The organism is Planctomycetaceae bacterium, assembly GCA_041398785.1.
Classification (GTDB): domain Bacteria; phylum Planctomycetota; class Planctomycetia; order Planctomycetales; family Planctomycetaceae; genus JAWKUA01.
The window spans coordinates 24,917-41,337 of sequence record JAWKUA010000030.1; the positions used below are offsets into that span (position 1 = coordinate 24,917).

13 protein-coding genes are annotated in these 16,421 nt (G+C 59.4%); 7 read left to right on the plus strand and 6 right to left on the minus strand.

Annotation, left to right across the window (positions count from 1 at the left end; translation table 11 throughout):
- Positions 1–34: 34 nt before the first annotated feature.
- The gene (gene amrS / locus R3C19_24280; protein ID MEZ6063478.1) at positions 35–1,132 is read right to left on the minus strand and encodes an AmmeMemoRadiSam system radical SAM enzyme; all 1,098 of its coding nucleotides are present in this window, start codon (positions 1,130–1,132) and stop codon (positions 35–37) included.
- Positions 1,133–1,302: 170 nt separating this feature from the next.
- On the opposite strand from amrS, the gene amrB reads away from it, so the two are divergent.
- From amrB to R3C19_24310, 6 genes are all read left to right on the plus strand, one after another.
- Positions 1,303–2,103, plus strand: coding sequence for an AmmeMemoRadiSam system protein B (gene amrB / locus R3C19_24285; GenBank protein MEZ6063479.1), 801 nt, complete (start codon positions 1,303–1,305; stop codon positions 2,101–2,103).
- Positions 2,090–2,707, plus strand: a complete 618-nt coding sequence (gene amrA / locus R3C19_24290) for an AmmeMemoRadiSam system protein A (protein MEZ6063480.1) — start codon at positions 2,090–2,092, stop codon at positions 2,705–2,707. The genes amrB and amrA overlap by 14 nt, the downstream gene beginning before the upstream one ends.
- Positions 2,708–2,850: 143 nt before the next feature.
- Positions 2,851–3,285, plus strand: a complete 435-nt coding sequence (locus R3C19_24295; GenBank protein MEZ6063481.1) for a universal stress protein — start codon at positions 2,851–2,853, stop codon at positions 3,283–3,285.
- A 1,559-nt stretch (positions 3,286–4,844) separates the two neighbouring features.
- Positions 4,845–5,123 carry a hypothetical protein gene (locus R3C19_24300; protein MEZ6063482.1) on the plus strand — a complete coding sequence of 93 codons (279 nt, stop codon included), beginning with the start codon at positions 4,845–4,847 and terminating at the stop codon, positions 5,121–5,123.
- 211 nt (positions 5,124–5,334) lie between these two features.
- Positions 5,335–6,354, plus strand: a complete 1,020-nt coding sequence (locus tag R3C19_24305; GenBank protein MEZ6063483.1) for a DUF1559 domain-containing protein — start codon at positions 5,335–5,337, stop codon at positions 6,352–6,354.
- Positions 6,344–7,159: a DUF1573 domain-containing protein gene (locus R3C19_24310; protein MEZ6063484.1), complete on the plus strand. Its 816-nt coding sequence runs from the start codon at positions 6,344–6,346 to the stop codon at positions 7,157–7,159. The genes R3C19_24305 and R3C19_24310 overlap by 11 nt, the downstream gene beginning before the upstream one ends.
- Before the next feature lie 583 nt (positions 7,160–7,742).
- On the opposite strand, the gene R3C19_24315 is transcribed toward R3C19_24310, so the two are convergent.
- On the minus strand, positions 7,743–8,927 hold the full coding sequence (locus R3C19_24315) for a phosphoglycerate kinase (protein MEZ6063485.1): 1,185 nt from the start codon (positions 8,925–8,927) through the stop codon (positions 7,743–7,745).
- Between the two features lie 245 nt (positions 8,928–9,172).
- On the opposite strand from R3C19_24315, the gene R3C19_24320 reads away from it, so the two are divergent.
- The gene (locus R3C19_24320; GenBank protein ID MEZ6063486.1) at positions 9,173–9,658 is read left to right on the plus strand and encodes a hypothetical protein; all 486 of its coding nucleotides are present in this window, start codon (positions 9,173–9,175) and stop codon (positions 9,656–9,658) included.
- Between the two features lie 403 nt (positions 9,659–10,061).
- Here R3C19_24320 and R3C19_24325 read toward each other — a convergent pair whose 3' ends face one another.
- The 4 genes from R3C19_24325 to R3C19_24340 form a co-directional block, all read right to left on the minus strand.
- Positions 10,062–11,516: a DUF1501 domain-containing protein gene (locus tag R3C19_24325; GenBank protein MEZ6063487.1), complete on the minus strand. Its 1,455-nt coding sequence runs from the start codon at positions 11,514–11,516 to the stop codon at positions 10,062–10,064.
- A gap of 22 nt (positions 11,517–11,538) precedes the next feature.
- Positions 11,539–14,313 (minus strand): DUF1553 domain-containing protein, encoded by a 2,775-nt coding sequence (locus R3C19_24330; protein MEZ6063488.1) that lies wholly within the window; start codon positions 14,311–14,313, stop codon positions 11,539–11,541.
- Between the two features lie 113 nt (positions 14,314–14,426).
- A complete protein-coding gene (locus R3C19_24335) occupies positions 14,427–15,413 on the minus strand; it encodes a sulfotransferase (GenBank protein MEZ6063489.1) in 987 nt (328 codons plus the stop codon).
- Between the two features lie 374 nt (positions 15,414–15,787).
- On the minus strand, positions 15,788–16,075 hold the full coding sequence (locus R3C19_24340; protein ID MEZ6063490.1) for a hypothetical protein: 288 nt from the start codon (positions 16,073–16,075) through the stop codon (positions 15,788–15,790).
- Between the last annotated feature and the right edge of the window lie 346 nt (positions 16,076–16,421).

The window sequence follows — 16,421 nt, forward strand, 5'->3', positions numbered from 1 at the left end:
CAGAAGAAGCGGCCTCTTTTTTTGCGCGACGGCGTCACACATAGTCGTGCAGACGGACAGGCATGCGGCGGGAGCCCCAGTGACCGGGTTGCGGCTGGAAGACACCGGCGCACGGCTGCCCGCAGTTGTCGCACGTACCGTCCGCAGCCAAATGCCATTCCGTGATGTCGTAGCCCATTCGGCCAATCAGTATCCGGCCGCAGTTGTGGCAGCAGGTGGCTGCACCGTCCGCATCCCGCACGTTTCCCGTATAGGCATAGCGCACGCCGTTGTTCATGGCGATCTGACGTGCTCTTGCCAGTGTTGACGGAGGCGTGGAGGGCTTGTCCAGCATCCGGAAATCGGGATGAAACGCCGTGAAGTGCATGGGAACATCCGGGCCAAGTTCCTTCACGACCCATCGTGTCATTTCATCAAGCTCTGCGTCGGAATCATTCTCTCCCGGAATCAGCAGCGTCGTTGTTTCAAACCAAACACTGGTTTCATGCTTCAGGTACAGCAGTGTTTCCAGCACCGGCTGCAGGTGACCCGCACAGATGTTCGAGTAAAAGCTTTCGGTGAAGGCTTTGAGATCGACGTTGGCGGCATCCATATGGTGATAGAACTCTGCACGCGGTTCCGGGCAGACTTCGCCGGCCGTAACGGCGACGCAACGCACGCCGACTTTGTGACATTCGCGAGCCACGTCGATGGCGTATTCGTGAAAGATGACGGGGTCGTTGTACGTGAATGCCACACTGGGGCAATCGAGTTCCCTGGCTGCCCGAGCGATGGTTTCCGGCGAAGCATCATCGGCCAGAGTATCAAATTCCCGTGACTTGCTGATGTCCCAGTTCTGGCAGTATCGGCAACCCAGATTGCAGCCCGCTGTTCCGAACGACAACACGGGCGTTCCCGGTAAAAAGTGGTTCAGCGGCTTCTTTTCAATGGGGTCCACACAATAGCCGCTGGAACGACCGTACGTCGTCAGCACGATTTGTCCGTCCTGGCATTCCCGCACAAAACAGAAACCGCGCTGCCCTTCATGGAGCCTGCAGAATCGCGGGCACAGGTCGCACTGAATGCGACCATCGTCCAGGCGGTGCCAGTATTTCGTCGGAAACGCTGCAGGAGGAGAAGTTCGCGTGACCATGAGCGATCTCACTTGCTGGCGACAAAGCATCCGGGCCGCACGACAATTGCATGGACGGAATCTTCGTCTCCTGACAAATCTGCAAACGTCATTCCGTTTCAAGCGGAGAACGGCACCACATGTGCAGAGGAGAGAATTCAGATTGTCGAGAATCCGAAGGAGTCAGGACGATGACCAAAACCGTCAGCGTTCGCCGACCCGCCGTCGCCGGTCGCTTTTATCCTGCTGACGAAGATTTGCTGCGACGTGACGTTCACAGTTTTCTGCGTGATGCCGCTTCGCGATGTATCAGCAGGCATCCGAAAGCGCTGATCGTGCCTCACGCGGGCTACCAATATTCCGGGCCGGTTGCCGCGAGCGGATATGCACAACTGACGCATGTTCACGAGACAATTCGGCGCGTCGTTCTGCTGGGACCGTCTCACCATGTGGCGTTCCGCGGAATGGCGTTTCCCGAATTCGATACATTCGTGACGCCGCTGGGAAGTGTTCCAATCGACGCTGCCACATTGGATGCGGTCCGGGATCTGCCACAGGTGGTGATCGGCGATGAACCGCACAACCGGGAACACAGCCTGGAGGTTCACCTGCCGTTTCTGCAATGTGTCCTGGATTCGTTTTCGCTTGTCCCGTTCTGCGTCGGGTCTGCGTCTGCGGTGGATGTTGCGGAGGTCTTATCGGTGCTCTGGGGCGGTTCGGAAACTCTGATCGTGGTGAGTTCCGATCTTAGCCATTACCACGACTACGAAACCGCCAGAGAACTCGATCAACAGACGTCGGCAATGATCGAAGGATGCCAAACTGACAATCTGAGCGGCAGTCGCGCTTGTGGATATGTGGGCATCTGCGGACTGCTGACGGTTGCGAGGACGCATCGTCTGACCGTACGCACGGTGGACCTGAGAAACTCGGGCGACACCGCCGGACCGCGAAGTCAGGTCGTGGGATACGGGGCCTATGTTATCGAGTAACGACACAACACTGACGCAACGCGAACGAACCATTCTTCTGGAAATCGCAGCCGCGTCGATCGATCATGGTCTGAGCACAGGGCAGCCGCTGAAGATCCGTTCGGACGAGTTGCCAGGCCGGCTGGCGGAACCGCGAGCCACGTTTGTCACACTGCGGATAGACGGCCAGCTGCGCGGCTGCATGGGACGCCTCATCGCGACGAGTCCGCTGGCGGTGGACATCGCGGAGAACGCGTTTTCCGCAGCATTTCGCGATCCCCGCTTCAACAGGCTTGGGCCGGACGAAGCTCACCTGCTTGATATTCATATTTCGATTCTCAGCCCGCCGGAACGGATTCCGTGTTCGGACGAGAGCGAATTGCTGAGAATGATCCGGCCCGGAATTGATGGACTGATTCTGAAATGCGGACCAATGCGCGGCACGCTGCTGCCATCTGTCTGGAAGAGTGTCAGCAGTCCGGATCGGTTCCTTCGCCATCTGAAACTGAAGGCCGGACTGCCGGAGGACTTCTGGTCATCCGACATTCACGTCTATCGCTACACCACCGAGTCTTTTTCCTCCGACGACATCGAAACCGCCGCCGAAGGTCGAGTTCCGGCCTGACAGCTCAGGTAACCGGCCGCCAGGATCGTTTCCGCAGTCGACCGATTGAGTTGGGGCGGATTCAGCGAGACCACCGGTCGCCGGTGAAAGAATCGTCGATCGGCCATCATTGTCGACAACCCTAAACGCAAAGCGAAAGAATCGTGCAGCCTCGCTTTACTCACATCCTGGTTCCCGTCGACTTTTCACCCGGCAACCGATCCGCTCTGGACGTTGCGTTCGAACTATCGGTGGACAACAAGGCCCGCGTGTCTCTGCTGCATGTGATCGAAGCCATCGACACGGGCGATGAGCCGGACGAGGAATTGCGGGCGTTCTATGATCGAATGGAAACTCGGGCATGGACGGAAATGGATGCCCTGGCTCAGCGATTCACTCAGGCGGGGCAAGCCATCGACCAGAAGGTCAGAACCGGCAAGCGCGCTCACGTGATTTCTGAATTCGCCGACGAACACAACGTGGACCTGATCGTCATGACGTCCCACACTGTCGATCGGCGGAATCCGATCCAGAGCCTTGGGACGGTCAGCTACAAGGTCTCCCTGCTGTGTTCCTGTTCCATCATGCTGGTCAAGTGACGTCGCCGTGTTCTGCGTCGATAGTTCGGTCTCGCCGAGAACGAAGCGGCTGTCGCACAGCACTGGTTGCCGGGTTCAGGCGCGCGGCGTTGGTTGCCGTGTCGTGGTGAGCGGCGGGTGTTGGCGAGCTGCCGGACGTCAGTCCGCAATCGTGATGGATTCGAGCGCACGACGGCTTGCGCGGAAAGCGGACTGACGTCGCGCTGCTCGCAGCGCGCGGTCTCCGGGCGGCGGATTGCACGACAATACCATTCATGCGGCAGTGCCGGCGGTCTCCATGATGTCGGAACACATGTCTCTGGTACCTTGACGCCCCCCCCGTCCGTGTATAATGGCAGGTCCGCCGATCTGGCGGGTCTGCTGACGGCTGCTCCTCTTTGCGGAGGTAGACGGATGCCTTGGGTAGCAACTTCTGATGAGCTTGCGGTGCTGACCGCGGCCACAGTCCGCGCATCGTGGCGGAACTGCAGTCACCGAGCCTGTACCGTAACCAATCTTCAGGTTCGGTGCCGTCCGTTGGATCGACCGGCGGCAGTGTGCGCCAAACTGGCTGCTGATTCGTCGATCGCCGACTCGCAACTTCCCGTGCGCCCGTCCGCTGCCTGCGGCAAACTGAGCCTCAATACAGTCACGTTGCGACTGGCGGCCTACTCTTCGAACGCTTGAATGGAGCGTGGCATGAATCGCATCGGAATCATGGCAGGAAACTTTGCCCTGCTCGCTTCGTGCCGCGCTGGGTGATTTGTGCGTCGGCACCGGTACTCGCTCAGTCGGCAGACATCACATTACAGACTATCCGCAATGAATACGCCGCGACGCTGGCTCCGATGACGACGGTCTGGACGAAGTCGGCGTTGCACCGTTCGCTCACGGAAGCCTCCATGAAGCAGAACGAACTTTCCGGAAGCCCGGTGGAATGGGTGATCGACGGCCCAAAATGGTTGCTGACATTTGATTTCGACGGTCCGGACGCAAATGTCATGCAGGGTTGGTACAGCTACGATGGCAATCGCGTTTGGAAAAACGTTATGATCGCCTGGCCGAATCCGGCCAGGCATACGCTGCCCTGTACTATTCACTGGCGACAGCCACCGATGGATCGGTTCGGTCCACGCACGCCGTCGGAACGTTCCTGGGCTTGTATTTCACGGCGATGGTCCGTCGCAGAACGGTATGTCGCTGCTCGATCTCCTTGAACGGGATGATGCATGGCTGGAGGGAGTGGAATCCATAGACGGCGTGAAGTGCTGTCGCGTCGAGTGCCAGAATCCCAGTGTGGACGATTCACATACATCACCGGTATCCGCATGGTTCGACCCACAACACGGCTTTCTGCCACGGCGAGTGAGGTTCACCGCCGGTAGTGCCGACGGCCCATTGAACTCAACTACTTCGTAAAGGAGTTCCGCAAAGTCACGACGGAAACGGGCGAACAGGTCTGGTTTCCGGTGGTGTGCGACTACAAGCATCTCTGGGGGCACGATCTGCTGCAGGTGCATGACGTGACGATCGGAGCGATCCCGAAGTCAGTACACTTCACGCCTCTGGCAGCGCCCGGCATGAAAACGTACAACGGCGACGACGCGGCGGATTTCAAACGCATGCTGGATGAGAGACCCTCTGAGAAACGCCGACTGGTCAAGGTTCAACAGCGGTATCTGGAGGTCATGAAGAAGAAACAAGATCGTAACGAAGCAGGTCCGACTCAAATGGCTTCGTTGCCGTCTCCCCTAATTCCAGCCGACAGATCACCGTCAATGTTCAACGTGACCGCCATTTTTGTCACCGGTCTGGCGCTTTTGCTAGTTGGCACCTGGGCCGCTTTTCGGCGACGCTGAGCAGGCGAATTCACCTCCCGGTGGAGGAGGCAATAACTCTGGTTCGATATTTGGAGCAAAGTGGCAAGTCGATGCTACGTACAGAATTCATCCTGATGGCAGTCTGTCCATTGTCCCGAGTTGCGGCGTCAGGCACACCAGAAAACACAGCCGACAGCTCCGGAGCCCAGGCAGAGTTCTTCATGAACACCGGCGATGAAAGGATCCTGCAATGCAAACTGCGATCATGGCGGCCTGGCCTCCGGCTCCACGCCGTCAGGCATTTACGCTCGTCGAAGTTGTAGTGGTCATTTTCATCATCGGACTGCTGCTCAGCATTCTCATGCCGGCCCTGCAGGCAAGTCGTGAATCCGCCCGCCGAATCTCTTGTGAATCGCATCTGAAACAGCTCGCACAGGCCACAGAAGGAGTCCGCAGTGCGACAAGGCGATATCCATACGTGCATAGAGTTTCGCCAGGACACGTTGGAGAATATCTGCACCCGTCTATACACGTTCAACTGCTCAGTATGCTCGACCAGCAGACGCTGTATGAACAGATTGATCGTTATGGCTGGACTACAATCGAGGCACCGGCATCCGCAACAAATGGCTTCGCGCTGAACGTTTCGGTTCCTGTGTTTAAGTGCCCGTCGGATTCGGTTCCCTCCGGAGGAAACAGCTATCGTGCTTGTTATGGCACGACACCGGGGCTTCATGCCACGTGGGTGCCCGGCAGGCCGCGAAGAGGGCCACTGGAAGAGGAATCGCTGGCTGGCTTTTTTCTGTTTTCACGCCGGTCGGTGAATTTCAGGGACGGGGCGTCAAACACCGCAATGTTCAGCGAACGCGTCGTGGGTGATGGAGACCCGGGTGTCCATGATCCCGTTCGCGATGTGCTAAGGACGGCGGAAGAAAACTACTGGCCGAACGATCCGGCAGTTAATTGTGCGGCCGTCAGTTCCAGCGAGCCGCATCTGTCCTATGCGGGCTGGACATGGTTGTCTCATGACTCCTCACAGACGACCTACAACCACTGCCTTCCGCCGAATTCCGTTATCCCGGATTGCAGCCAGGGTTGGAATGAGTTCCGTGTGTTTGCGGGCGCGATGACAGCTCGCAGCTGGCACGAAGGCGGCGTATACGTTGCTCTGGCCGACGGCAGTGTCAGATTCATCAATGAGAGAATCGACCTGCGAACTTGGCGCGCGCTCGGCACGATTCACGGAGAGGAGGTCATCGGTGAGTTTTAGACCGCGTCAAACATTCACCCTGTGCCTACTTGCAGCCGGACTGACTTGCACCATTTACGGGGGCTACTACATTGTCGAGGACGCAGCGAGGCAGCCGTTCGAGTTGAGTATCGAGCCGAAGGAAATCTACCTCTCACTTGACGACATCGGCGGCCAGAACGCCATCGGCAGGCGGGTGGCCGTGGATGTAACGGTAACAAACACCGGTCGCCAGCCAATTTCCATCGCCGATCTGGAAACAACCTGCAGTTGCGCGGTGGCGCAACCTTTCGATCCGAAACCTTTGCAAAAAGATGAAAGCCGCACCCTTCGATTCTACGTCCGCCCGCCGTCATATGGAAAGAAGCGGTCGATCGTAACCGTCCATACGAGTCCGTCCCTTGCGCCAACTGAGATCATATTCTACATGTCCGGCGTTTCGGTGCAGATACCGTTCGTGAACGTCGTCCCCGACGCCATCCAGTTAGTCGCCGAAGCCTTCGATGAACCCGTAACGCACCAGTTCAGCGTCGAAACCGGCGAGCGAATCGGAACATCCGGACAGTGGCTCAGCGGAATGACATCCACCAGTCAGGACGTGTCCATTACACTGCTTGGGGTTGAAGATCTGCGGACGGACAAAGTAAAGCAAATCCTGATTCGCCGTTATGATTTCGAGCTGAGTTGCGAGATTCGTGAAGGGGAACCACGCGTGAAGACATTCGCGATTCACACCGTGACACAATCGCCCGCCGGAACCACGACCAATGATAAGCCAATACCGGTTCGCCTGTCCGTCGATCAACATTCGACCGGTCGTCGATGAAGCGATTGGCAGATGTTGTACCCAGAGTCGCGGTTCGACAGAGGGCCGTCAGCCGTGGCATGATGTGTGCCACTGCCCCGGCGCGGTACGACGACCGGCGCGACATGTGGCAAACAACCCATCGCGTGACAGCTGACAATGCACTTCGGTGGTTTTTCGTTGCTGCCTGCTCCGACGCAGGAGCTCGCACGACCAGGCAGCTCGACGGGACCTCGGCCTCACGAGATCGCAAGGGTCGGACACCGCAGCAATTTCGCAGGCGGCACTGGTCGTTCCTGAGGCTCACATCCAGTTGCCAGTGCCGACGATCCTCGATGCTGCTGTGGCCGCAGACCGCTTCACCGAACCTTCTCCGGTTCGCCTGATAATCCACGGAGAATATCACACTGGATCTTCGTGTGTTCCTGGGCATCACAGGCGGTTATGCAGAGTGTCATGCCGACGACTGGCGGGTATATCCAGCACCACGCATTCGGGAGGAAAAAGAGTAGATCTGAAGAACAGTTCCGGGAAATCTGCTCAGGTCACCTCCGAATTCGCAGACGAACACTGTCCGGATCTGAGACATCCTTCGTGCGGCGGTTCAGGCTTCGTCGAGCAGTTCGACGGCTGCGAACTTCTTGCCTTCCAGCATCGCCAGACTGGCTCCGCCGCCGGTGCTGACGTGAGACACCTGATCGGCGAAACCGAGTTGCTGGATAGCCGCGGCGCTGTCGCCTCCGCCGATGATGCTGACGGCATTGCTGTCGGCGATGGCCTGAGCGACCGCGCGGGTGCCTTCGTCGAATGGCGGCATCTCAAAGACGCCCATGGGGCCGTTCCACACGACCGTCCCTGCGGTTTCGATAATGTCGGAATACAACGCGGCCGTGCCAGGGCCGATGTCGAGTCCTTCGTAGTTTTCGGGGATTTCGCCGGAGTTCACAACCAGCTTGTTGCAGTCTTCGCTGAACGCATCGCCGCAGTGAGTATCGACGGGCAGCACCAGTTTCGTGCCGCCGTCTTCGATCAGTTCCTTCGCCAGTTCCACCTTGTCGGGTTCCACCAGGCTCTTGCCGACCTGTCGTCCCTGAGCCAGCGAGAATGTGTACGCCATCGCTCCGCCGATCAGCACCTTGTCGCAGATCGAAAGCAGGTTCTCGATCACTTTGATCTTGTCGGACACCTTTGCTCCGCCAAGGATTGCCACAAAGGGGCGCTTCGGGCTGGCGATGGCGTCGGTCAGGTACTGGATTTCCTTTTCGACGAGAAACCCGACAACGCGCGGTCTGCCGGCCATCGCTTCGGGAACGGCGACCATCGACGCATCGGTGCGGTGGCAGGTGCCGAACGCATCGTTGCAGTAGATGTCGGCAAAGGCAGCCAGCTTGTTTGCGAATTCAGACGAGCCCTTCTTCTCACCGGCTTCGAAGCGAAGATTTTCCAGGACCAGTACATCACCGTCGTGCAGGGCTTTGACCTTGCCGTCAGCATCGGGACCGACGGTATCGGTCGCGAAAATCACAGCCTTTCCGAGCAGCTTCGCCAGCACATCGGCAGCGGGTTTCAGGCTGAATTCGGAGTTATCCTGACCGGGTTCCGGTCGGCCCAGGTGGCTGATCAGAACCAGCTTTCCGCCGCGGTCAATCACGGACCTGATCGACGGCAGAGCCATGCGGACTCGCCGGTCATCGGTCACGTTGGTGCCATCCAGCGGAACGTTGAAATCAACCCGCATCAGAACAGTCTTTCCGGCGACGTCGACGTTGGCGATGGACTTCTTTGCCATGAATACAGCTCTTTCGTGATCGGTGCGTAGTCGGGTGATGCAGGTCGATTGGGCAGGCGGACTGTTGCGATTTTCCCGGAATGATTCAAACCCGCTTTTGCAGGTTTCCCACAATTCGAATGCAGTTGCTCGTTTGTGTGGATACGGTTTCAGCTCTATCTTTCCTTTTGCACCATCACCACAATTCGGCAGCGAAGCACAAAGCGACGATCGAGTCGCCGTCAGCGATTCGCAGAGAACTCAGCATGTCAGAATTCGACCAGCGTCTGCAGAAAGCCATCGACCGGGGCCGCCAGGCTCGTGAAGACGAAGGTCGTGCTGCCGGAAAACAACAGGCCAGCGAAGAAGAACTGCGCAGCCGCCATTCGAGCCTGCGTCTGGCACTCAGCGAGCACATCGAAGAATGTCTGCGGCGGCTGTGCGATCACTTTCCCGGATTCGAATACTCGACGGTCGTGAATGAAACCGGCTGGGGTGCTCGCATTTCCCGCGATGACATCAACCTGAATCAGGGGATCAATCGCAACCTGTACAGCCGGCTGGAAATGCTGATCAAGCCATTCTCCGACGCCCACATTCTGGAACTGAGCACCAAGGGAACCATTCGTAATCGGGAGTCCCTGAACCGCAGCAACTTCCGGTTTCTGAACGAAGCCACAGTGGAAGGCTTCCGCGAGGTCATCGACGGCCTGGTCCTGGAATTCGCCGAACAATACGCCGCTCAGATCTAGTGCCTTGTCAGCACTGAATTGATGAGTTGCCTGGCACTGGCTGTGTCAGCGGTTTCCGAGCGCAGTCGCACTGGCACAGCCAGTGCCACACATCAAAGCACGCTGGCCGCGGCACGAGTACCGTCCGTGCTGCCGTGGCGCAGCAATATCTGCGACGTCGAAGCGGTGGAAACGGATTTGACCAAAGTCGGCAGCGGCGCAGTCGAACGGGCGAGCGACTTTTCAGCCGAATTCCGATGGAACGGACGGACACTGTGATCGGGAGGAAGTGCCAATCGGGACCACGCTCCCGCCGAGCCGCTGCCGCAACGGGCGCCCATTGGCACACGCGGCTCGGCAGGAGCCTCGCCCTCCCGCGCGTCGGTCGCGCATTCGCATCGATCAAATGACGCGTGACAGACCACTACGCAATGATCTCTTCAATCGCGGAACCGTGGTCGATGTCAAGACGCTTGCGGCCGGGGATTTCCAGTTGCCGTGAGTCCAGGCCAAGCTGGCGCAGGATCGTCGCATGGATATCGGTCACGTAGTGTCGGTCTTCCACGGCATGAAAGCCGATCTCATCCGTCGCGCCGTGAACAACACCACGTTTCAGGCCGCCGCCGGCCATCCAGACGGTGAACCCGAAGATATGATGATCCCGGCCGTCCGAACCCTGCGACCCGGGTGTGCGTCCGAATTCGGTGGCGAACAGCACCAGCGTTTCGTCCAGCAATCCGCGAATGTCCAGGTCCTCCAGCAGAGCCGCGACAGGCTGATCGACCGCGAGTGAATTCTGCTGGTGATTGGCGCGAAGTGCACCGTGAGCGTCCCAGGCTCCCGCACCTCCGGCACCGTGCTGAATCTGAATGAATCGCACTCCGCGTTCGACCATTCGCCGCGCGGCCAGCAGCTTCATTCCGAAATCGCGGCTGTGCGGCTGATCGAGTCCGTAAAGAGCCTGCGTCTGTTGCGTTTCGCGGCTGAAGTCGACGACATCGGGAACCGATTGCTGCATCCGAAACGCCAGTTCGTACGACGCCATGCGTGCAGAAAGTGCCGGGTCATCGGGAAAGTCGTGTCCGCGCAGTGTGTTAAGGCGGTCAAGCAGGTCTCTGCTGATCTGCCGGCCCGCAGGCGACACAGCTTGCGCCGGACGACTGAAATCCAGCGGGTTGTCAGGGTCGATGCGCAGCGGCACGGCATCATGCGCTGGTCCCAGATAGTGCCCGTCGCGCTTGTTCCAGTATTCGCGGTTCCCGATGGAAACGAACTGCGGCAGGTTGTCGTTCAGAGACCCAAGCCCGTAATGCACCCAGGCGCCGAGCGTCGGGAAATCGCCGTCGTTCTGATGCCGGCCGGAATGAAACTGTGTCTGCGCGCCGTGATTGCTGTCGGTGGTCCACATCGATCGCACGATGGCCAGCCGGTCGACGTGTCGCGCGGTGTGCGGAAACCAGTCGCTGACTTCGATTCCGCTTTGGCCGTGCTTTCGAAAACCGACCTGCAGCGGATACAGCGTGTTTCGCTGATTGCCGTTTCCATCGGGAACGACCAGGCGTTCGATGGCCAGCCGTTTCGGATCCTGAGTATCGGCGAACGGCGTTTCAGCGATCGTCTTTCCGGCGTAGCGAGTCAGCATCGGTTTCGGGTCGAAGGACTCGACATGACTGACGCCTCCGTTCATGAACAGCCAGATCACGCTTTTGGCTTTCGGCGTGAAATGTGGCAGGCCCGAGGGATCCGTTTGGCTTCCGTCGCGTCCGTAGCCGTCTCGCTGCAACATCGCGGCGAGGGCCAGGCTGCCGAAGCCAAGTCCGGTGTCGCACAGAAACGCTCGCCGGCACCGGCGGCCGTGTGGTGAATCCGTAAACTGCATTGTGTCTGTTCCCCCCGTGAATTTACCGAAGAGTCACAAAGTCGTTGTGGTTGATCAAAACATGGACAAAGCTGGTCCGAGCGGCGTCCGCAGAACCGTCCGGCAGGCTTCGCCAGGATTTCAGAGCGTCCAGACTGGCTGACATTTCCTGGTCATCGGGATTGATGCCGACGAGAACTCGAAACGCATTTTTCACGAACGCTGCATCGTCCGGGGACGTCGCGGACAATCGGGCCGCGATGTTCTGCGCGGCGTCAAGAGCCAGCCGGCTGTTCGTCAGAGCCAGTGCCTGCTGCGGAACAATGCTCTGTTCTCGCCGGTAGCAATCCTTCACGAGCGCTTCGTCGAATGTTGTGAGAAACAGATTGCGGTCGTTATTGGAATGGAAGAAATACAAGCCGCGGCGGGTGGAGGTGTCCTGCGCGGAGTTTTCCACCGGAGGTCCGCCGATTGTGGGGTCCAGCGTTCCCGCCAGTGAAAGCAGCGAATCGCGCACAACCTGAGACTCCAGCCGAACGGGCGTGCGTCGCCACCAGTAGCGGTTCTCCGGGTCGATGGAAAGGTTGTGTTTCGCGCCGGCGGTCGATGAACTCATTCGGTATGCGGCCGAACTGACGATGATCCGGTGAAGATGCTTCATGTCCCAGTCGTGGTCCATGAATTCGGCAGCCAGCCAGTCCAGCAGTTTCCGGTGAGTCGGCGCCGCTGACTTTCGTCCGAAATCAAAGACGGCCGGCACAAGCGGCTCACCCATGTGTCGCATCCAGATGTGGTTAACGGCCACGCGCGCGGTCAGCGGATTTCTGCGGTCGGTGATCCAGCGCGCCAGCGCCGATCGTCGTCCGGTGCTTTGCGGCAGAAACGACGGTGCCGGATCGTCGGCACCGGAATTCAGGAACCGCGTCGCCGTCCATTTCGCGCCCACGAATTCCTGAAGTGCGTCTGTTGGCACTGGATCAGCCGCTGCTGCCTGACGGGCTGCTTCCAGCGTTGCGCGAGCGGTCTCCGCGGCGGTCACGGCAGCAGGCTTCTTGTCCTCGGCGGCCTGCTTAGCATTTCGTTCTGCGACCGCCAGACCGTGTTGAGCCTGCGCCACCGCGAACTCTCGCGCGGCGCGGACGGCTTCGTTGTGCGTCGCCTGTTGCACATCCGGAGACGCTTCGTTCCAGACAGCGCGCCACGCGGCGGCTCGGCACTGGACTTCCTTCAGTTTCGCCTGCGACAGGACCAAAGCCGCTTCTGCGACTCGACGGTCCATGCTGTCGGCGGCCGCCCCGGTGGTCGCGCCGGATGTTTCTGCGCCGGAGGTCGCTGCGGGCGCGATCGCGTCCAGGGCCTGTTCGGCGGCGACGACTTCCTGCTGAGCAGCGGCGATCAGGTTATCGATGACCCACGGCTGTCGCTGCGGCTGCCACGCTTCCACCGGCAAGTCCACGGGGGCGATGTCGAGTTCACGAAAGGCCAGCAGCTCCGGAACGCCGGGAGGAATACCAACCGATGTATCCGAGTTCTTTTCGTCGCCGCGAATGTAGCGATGCGTCGGAACATCGGGCCACGCATCAAAGACGCGGGGCAGTCCGTCCCGCTGCAAATCGGGTTCTCCCGGCACAACATCCAGACGGACGTGATACGGTTCGAAGAACGCTCGCATCCGGTAGTAATCGAGCTGTTCGAAGGGATCGTACTTGTGGTCGTGGCACCGAGTGCAGTTCATCGTCAGACCCAGAAAGCCCTTGCTGACGTGTTCCACCGTTTCGTCCATCCACTGAACGCGGTTGAACAGAAAGTAGTTCCTGGCGAGGAACCCGGTGGCACGCAGCTTGTCGGGATCGTCCGGATACAGTTCATCGGCTGCCAGCATCAGCCGCAGCATTTCGTCGTAAGGAACGTCGCTGTTCAGCGACTCAATGATCCAGTCTCGCCAGTGCCAGATGTGTTTCTGACTGTTACGAAGCTGTTCACCCAGTCCCCACCAGTCGCTGTAGCGCCAGACATCCATCCAGTGTCGTGCCCAGCGTTCGCCGTGTCGCGGATCGTTCAGCAGCCGGTCGACAGCGGCTTGGTACCACTCAGCCGAACGGTCGTTTTCGAACTGCGCGATCGGTTCGGCCGTCGGAGGAATGCCAATCAGGTCCAGGTGCAGCCTGCGCAGAAGAACAATGCGTTCCGCTTCGGGCTGAGGATGCAGGCCGTGCTGCTGCTGGCTGGCCGCAAGAAATGCATCCACGGGATTCATCGCCCAGTCCGGTGACACCTGCGGGACGTCGGGACGAACGACCGTCTGAAACGCCCAGTGTTCGGTCGGATCCGCTTCCGGCACTTCGTCCGCCGGACCGAATGCTCCGGCTGCAATCCACGCTTCCACAAAGCGGATCTGTTCGCGCGAAAGGGGCTCGCCTTCGTGTTCCGGCGGCATGCGTTCGGCCGGTTCTGCGGACGAGATCCGGTCCAGCAGTAAACTTTGAGCGGCCTCGCCGGGAACAACCGCTGGCCCGGAATCACCGCCGCTGGTGATCAGATCGGCGGAATCCAGCCGCAGCCCGGCTTCCTGTCTGAGTGCTCCGTGACAGGCAAAGCACCGCTGTCGCAGCACAGGTTTGACGTGCTCTTGATAAATGGAAACGGCCTGCGACGCTGCCTGACGTCCGTCCGCGGAGGCCGTGCTGTCGTTGTTGCCTTGAGCGCAGGCGGCACTGGCGGTCATGACCAGCGCAAGTCCGCAGGACAATAGCCGCCGGCCCGGTCGAGAACGCTGCATCATTCGCCCGATTTCGAAGAAGCCCGGTGATTTCGACATGACACTCAGTTTACCGAACGAGCGTCAATGCGAAACAACAAAGCTGCTTCCGGGTCACCGGACGCCTGCCTCATTGCGCGGATACGACAGGGGTGCCGACCGGCCGTGAACGACTATCCGCTGCGCGACGCCAGCAGTTTGTGAGCCACGATGCCGGCGTACCGGAATCCCATGCGAAGTTTGCTGCAGGGAGTTTCCGGCGGGTCGTAGCCCAGCTCGGCCAGCATGCGTCCGCCGTACCGCTGAAAGATGGCGACGTCGACCGGCTTCATTTCCTGCTTCCATGCGAATGCCCGCGCGGTCGTTGGCGGCACGTTGGAATTCTGGTGCTGCCACTTGCGATCGTCTGGAATCTCTGACTTCTGTCGGCGGTGGTATTCCAGCATCTCTCGCGAGAAGTCCTCGCCCAGAAACAGGCAGACTTCTGACAGAATCGCTTCCGGGTCGCTGAGAAGATCTTCGAATCGGACTTCCATGTACCTGTCCGGTCCGAGTATCTGACCCATTCTGCGGCAGACCCAGACGTAATCGTTCCACCACGTGGCGGCTGCAATCAGATCATTTGGCCCCCACGGCAGCCTGAGCACGGAATTCGCGACGTCGCGACCGTCGCGCACAATGTGGATGAACTTTGCCGTGGGAAACAATCGGCTGATTCCGGGAATGCCGTCGATGTATTCGGACTTGTCACCCCAGCGCGGCTTGCCCTTCGCATCGGCATACTGTTCGTAAAGCGCGGCCACGATTCCGGACAGCGTCGGGTTGTGTTCGGATCGTTCCAGCAGGTCGTCGGCGTCCCAGACATGATCCCACTTGCGGACCATGGGTTCGTTCAGAATCTCTTCCAGCAGGCGACGGCGATTGGCCTTTTCCGTCAGTGCTCCGAACCGGCTGCTTTCCGCGATGTAACGAGGAATGAAGTGCCCTTCGTACGGGATGGCCAGCCGCGGATGACTATTCAGCATCAGCCGCAGCAGTGTTGTGCCTGACCGTCCGACGCCGACGACAAAAAAGGGATGCGGAGTCGGATTCTGACAGTCGTCCGCCGATGCGGATGCTGGAATTCGGTCGGTTGCTGTGGAGCTTAAGGCGATCATCATTCGTTCCGGTAGCGTCGCAGGAGTCTGTCGGCCCACTGCCCGGAAGTATGTGTCGCCTGCCGCAAAGCCTGGGGAATTCCCGAGGAACTTTCAGGTGCGACAGCCAGATTCTTTTTAGCGGGGTCAATGTGTGACGCCGTGACGACGCCCGGCGACCCGCCGTGCAGCCTGGTCGCCACCGGAACTACAGTCTGATCCAACCGCTGCAATCCGTGCGGTCGTCACAGCACGCGTCAGCGTCGCATTCGCGGGAATGGAACGGACGCCGCGACCGGAGAAGCTCCGCCTGCAGCCGGCCTCGTGTCGGTCTTTGCCGGGGGGAAAACCGAGGACGAACGCCGGCCGCACGACGGATCTGCACGTTCCAGTCGGATTCAGAAGGTGCCGGTGAAAATTGTCTTTCCGCCCACGGCAACGCTGACGGACGAGCCGGCTGCGATGACAGGCACCGCCTGGCCGTTGCGCGTGTCCCGGTTCAGATCGAAGCCACCCAGTCGGATGCGACGGCTACCCACCAGCCGTCCGTCGACGAAGATCGAAGCCGTCTGACCGTCCAGCCCGGTCAGGTCTTCCGCTTCGACGCTGAATTTTGATCGCGTGCCGCGGCTTTCGTAAGTTGCCTTTGCGGACGCCAGCCGGGGCGCGTCGGCAGTGCGAGTCAACTGGACGGAAAGCTTGATACCAGCTGCGCCTGCCGTTGCCGGGTTCGGCGAAACCAAAGTCATACAAGCCAATGCACAAACGATTCCTGCGATCTTGAAACTGGTCACCGAGATACTCCTCACGTCTGAATTTGACAAGACAGTTGCGGCGAAACTCTTCGCCGGCGACCGGTAGAGCCGAATCAGCCCTCGGTGTCCGCCAGAAATTTTTCGGTTTGTTCCGTCGACGTGAACAGACTCGGATGTCTCGTGTGGTGAGGAATTTTCTGACATTTCCCGTGGCGGCTGGAGCGACTGAAATTCGCTGCTCACGGTTGAGACGGTTCGATCGGTGCCGGATGATGTC

What these genes read in the sequence shown, in the direction of transcription:
- amrS (MEZ6063478.1), bottom strand. Translation starts at nt 1,132, where the DNA reads ATGGTCACGCGAACTTCTCCTCCTGCAGCGTTTCCGACGAAATACTGG.
- amrB (MEZ6063479.1), top strand. Translation starts at nt 1,303, where the DNA reads ATGACCAAAACCGTCAGCGTTCGCCGACCCGCCGTCGCCGGTCGCTTT.
- amrA (MEZ6063480.1), top strand. Translation starts at nt 2,090, where the DNA reads ATGTTATCGAGTAACGACACAACACTGACGCAACGCGAACGAACCATT.
- R3C19_24300 (MEZ6063482.1), top strand. Translation starts at nt 4,845, where the DNA reads ATGAAAACGTACAACGGCGACGACGCGGCGGATTTCAAACGCATGCTG.
- R3C19_24305 (MEZ6063483.1), top strand. Translation starts at nt 5,335, where the DNA reads ATGCAAACTGCGATCATGGCGGCCTGGCCTCCGGCTCCACGCCGTCAG.
- R3C19_24315 (MEZ6063485.1), bottom strand. Translation starts at nt 8,927, where the DNA reads ATGGCAAAGAAGTCCATCGCCAACGTCGACGTCGCCGGAAAGACTGTT.
- R3C19_24320 (MEZ6063486.1), top strand. Translation starts at nt 9,173, where the DNA reads ATGTCAGAATTCGACCAGCGTCTGCAGAAAGCCATCGACCGGGGCCGC.
- R3C19_24325 (MEZ6063487.1), bottom strand. Translation starts at nt 11,516, where the DNA reads ATGCAGTTTACGGATTCACCACACGGCCGCCGGTGCCGGCGAGCGTTT.
- R3C19_24330 (MEZ6063488.1), bottom strand. Translation starts at nt 14,313, where the DNA reads ATGTCGAAATCACCGGGCTTCTTCGAAATCGGGCGAATGATGCAGCGT.
- R3C19_24335 (MEZ6063489.1), bottom strand. Translation starts at nt 15,413, where the DNA reads ATGATGATCGCCTTAAGCTCCACAGCAACCGACCGAATTCCAGCATCC.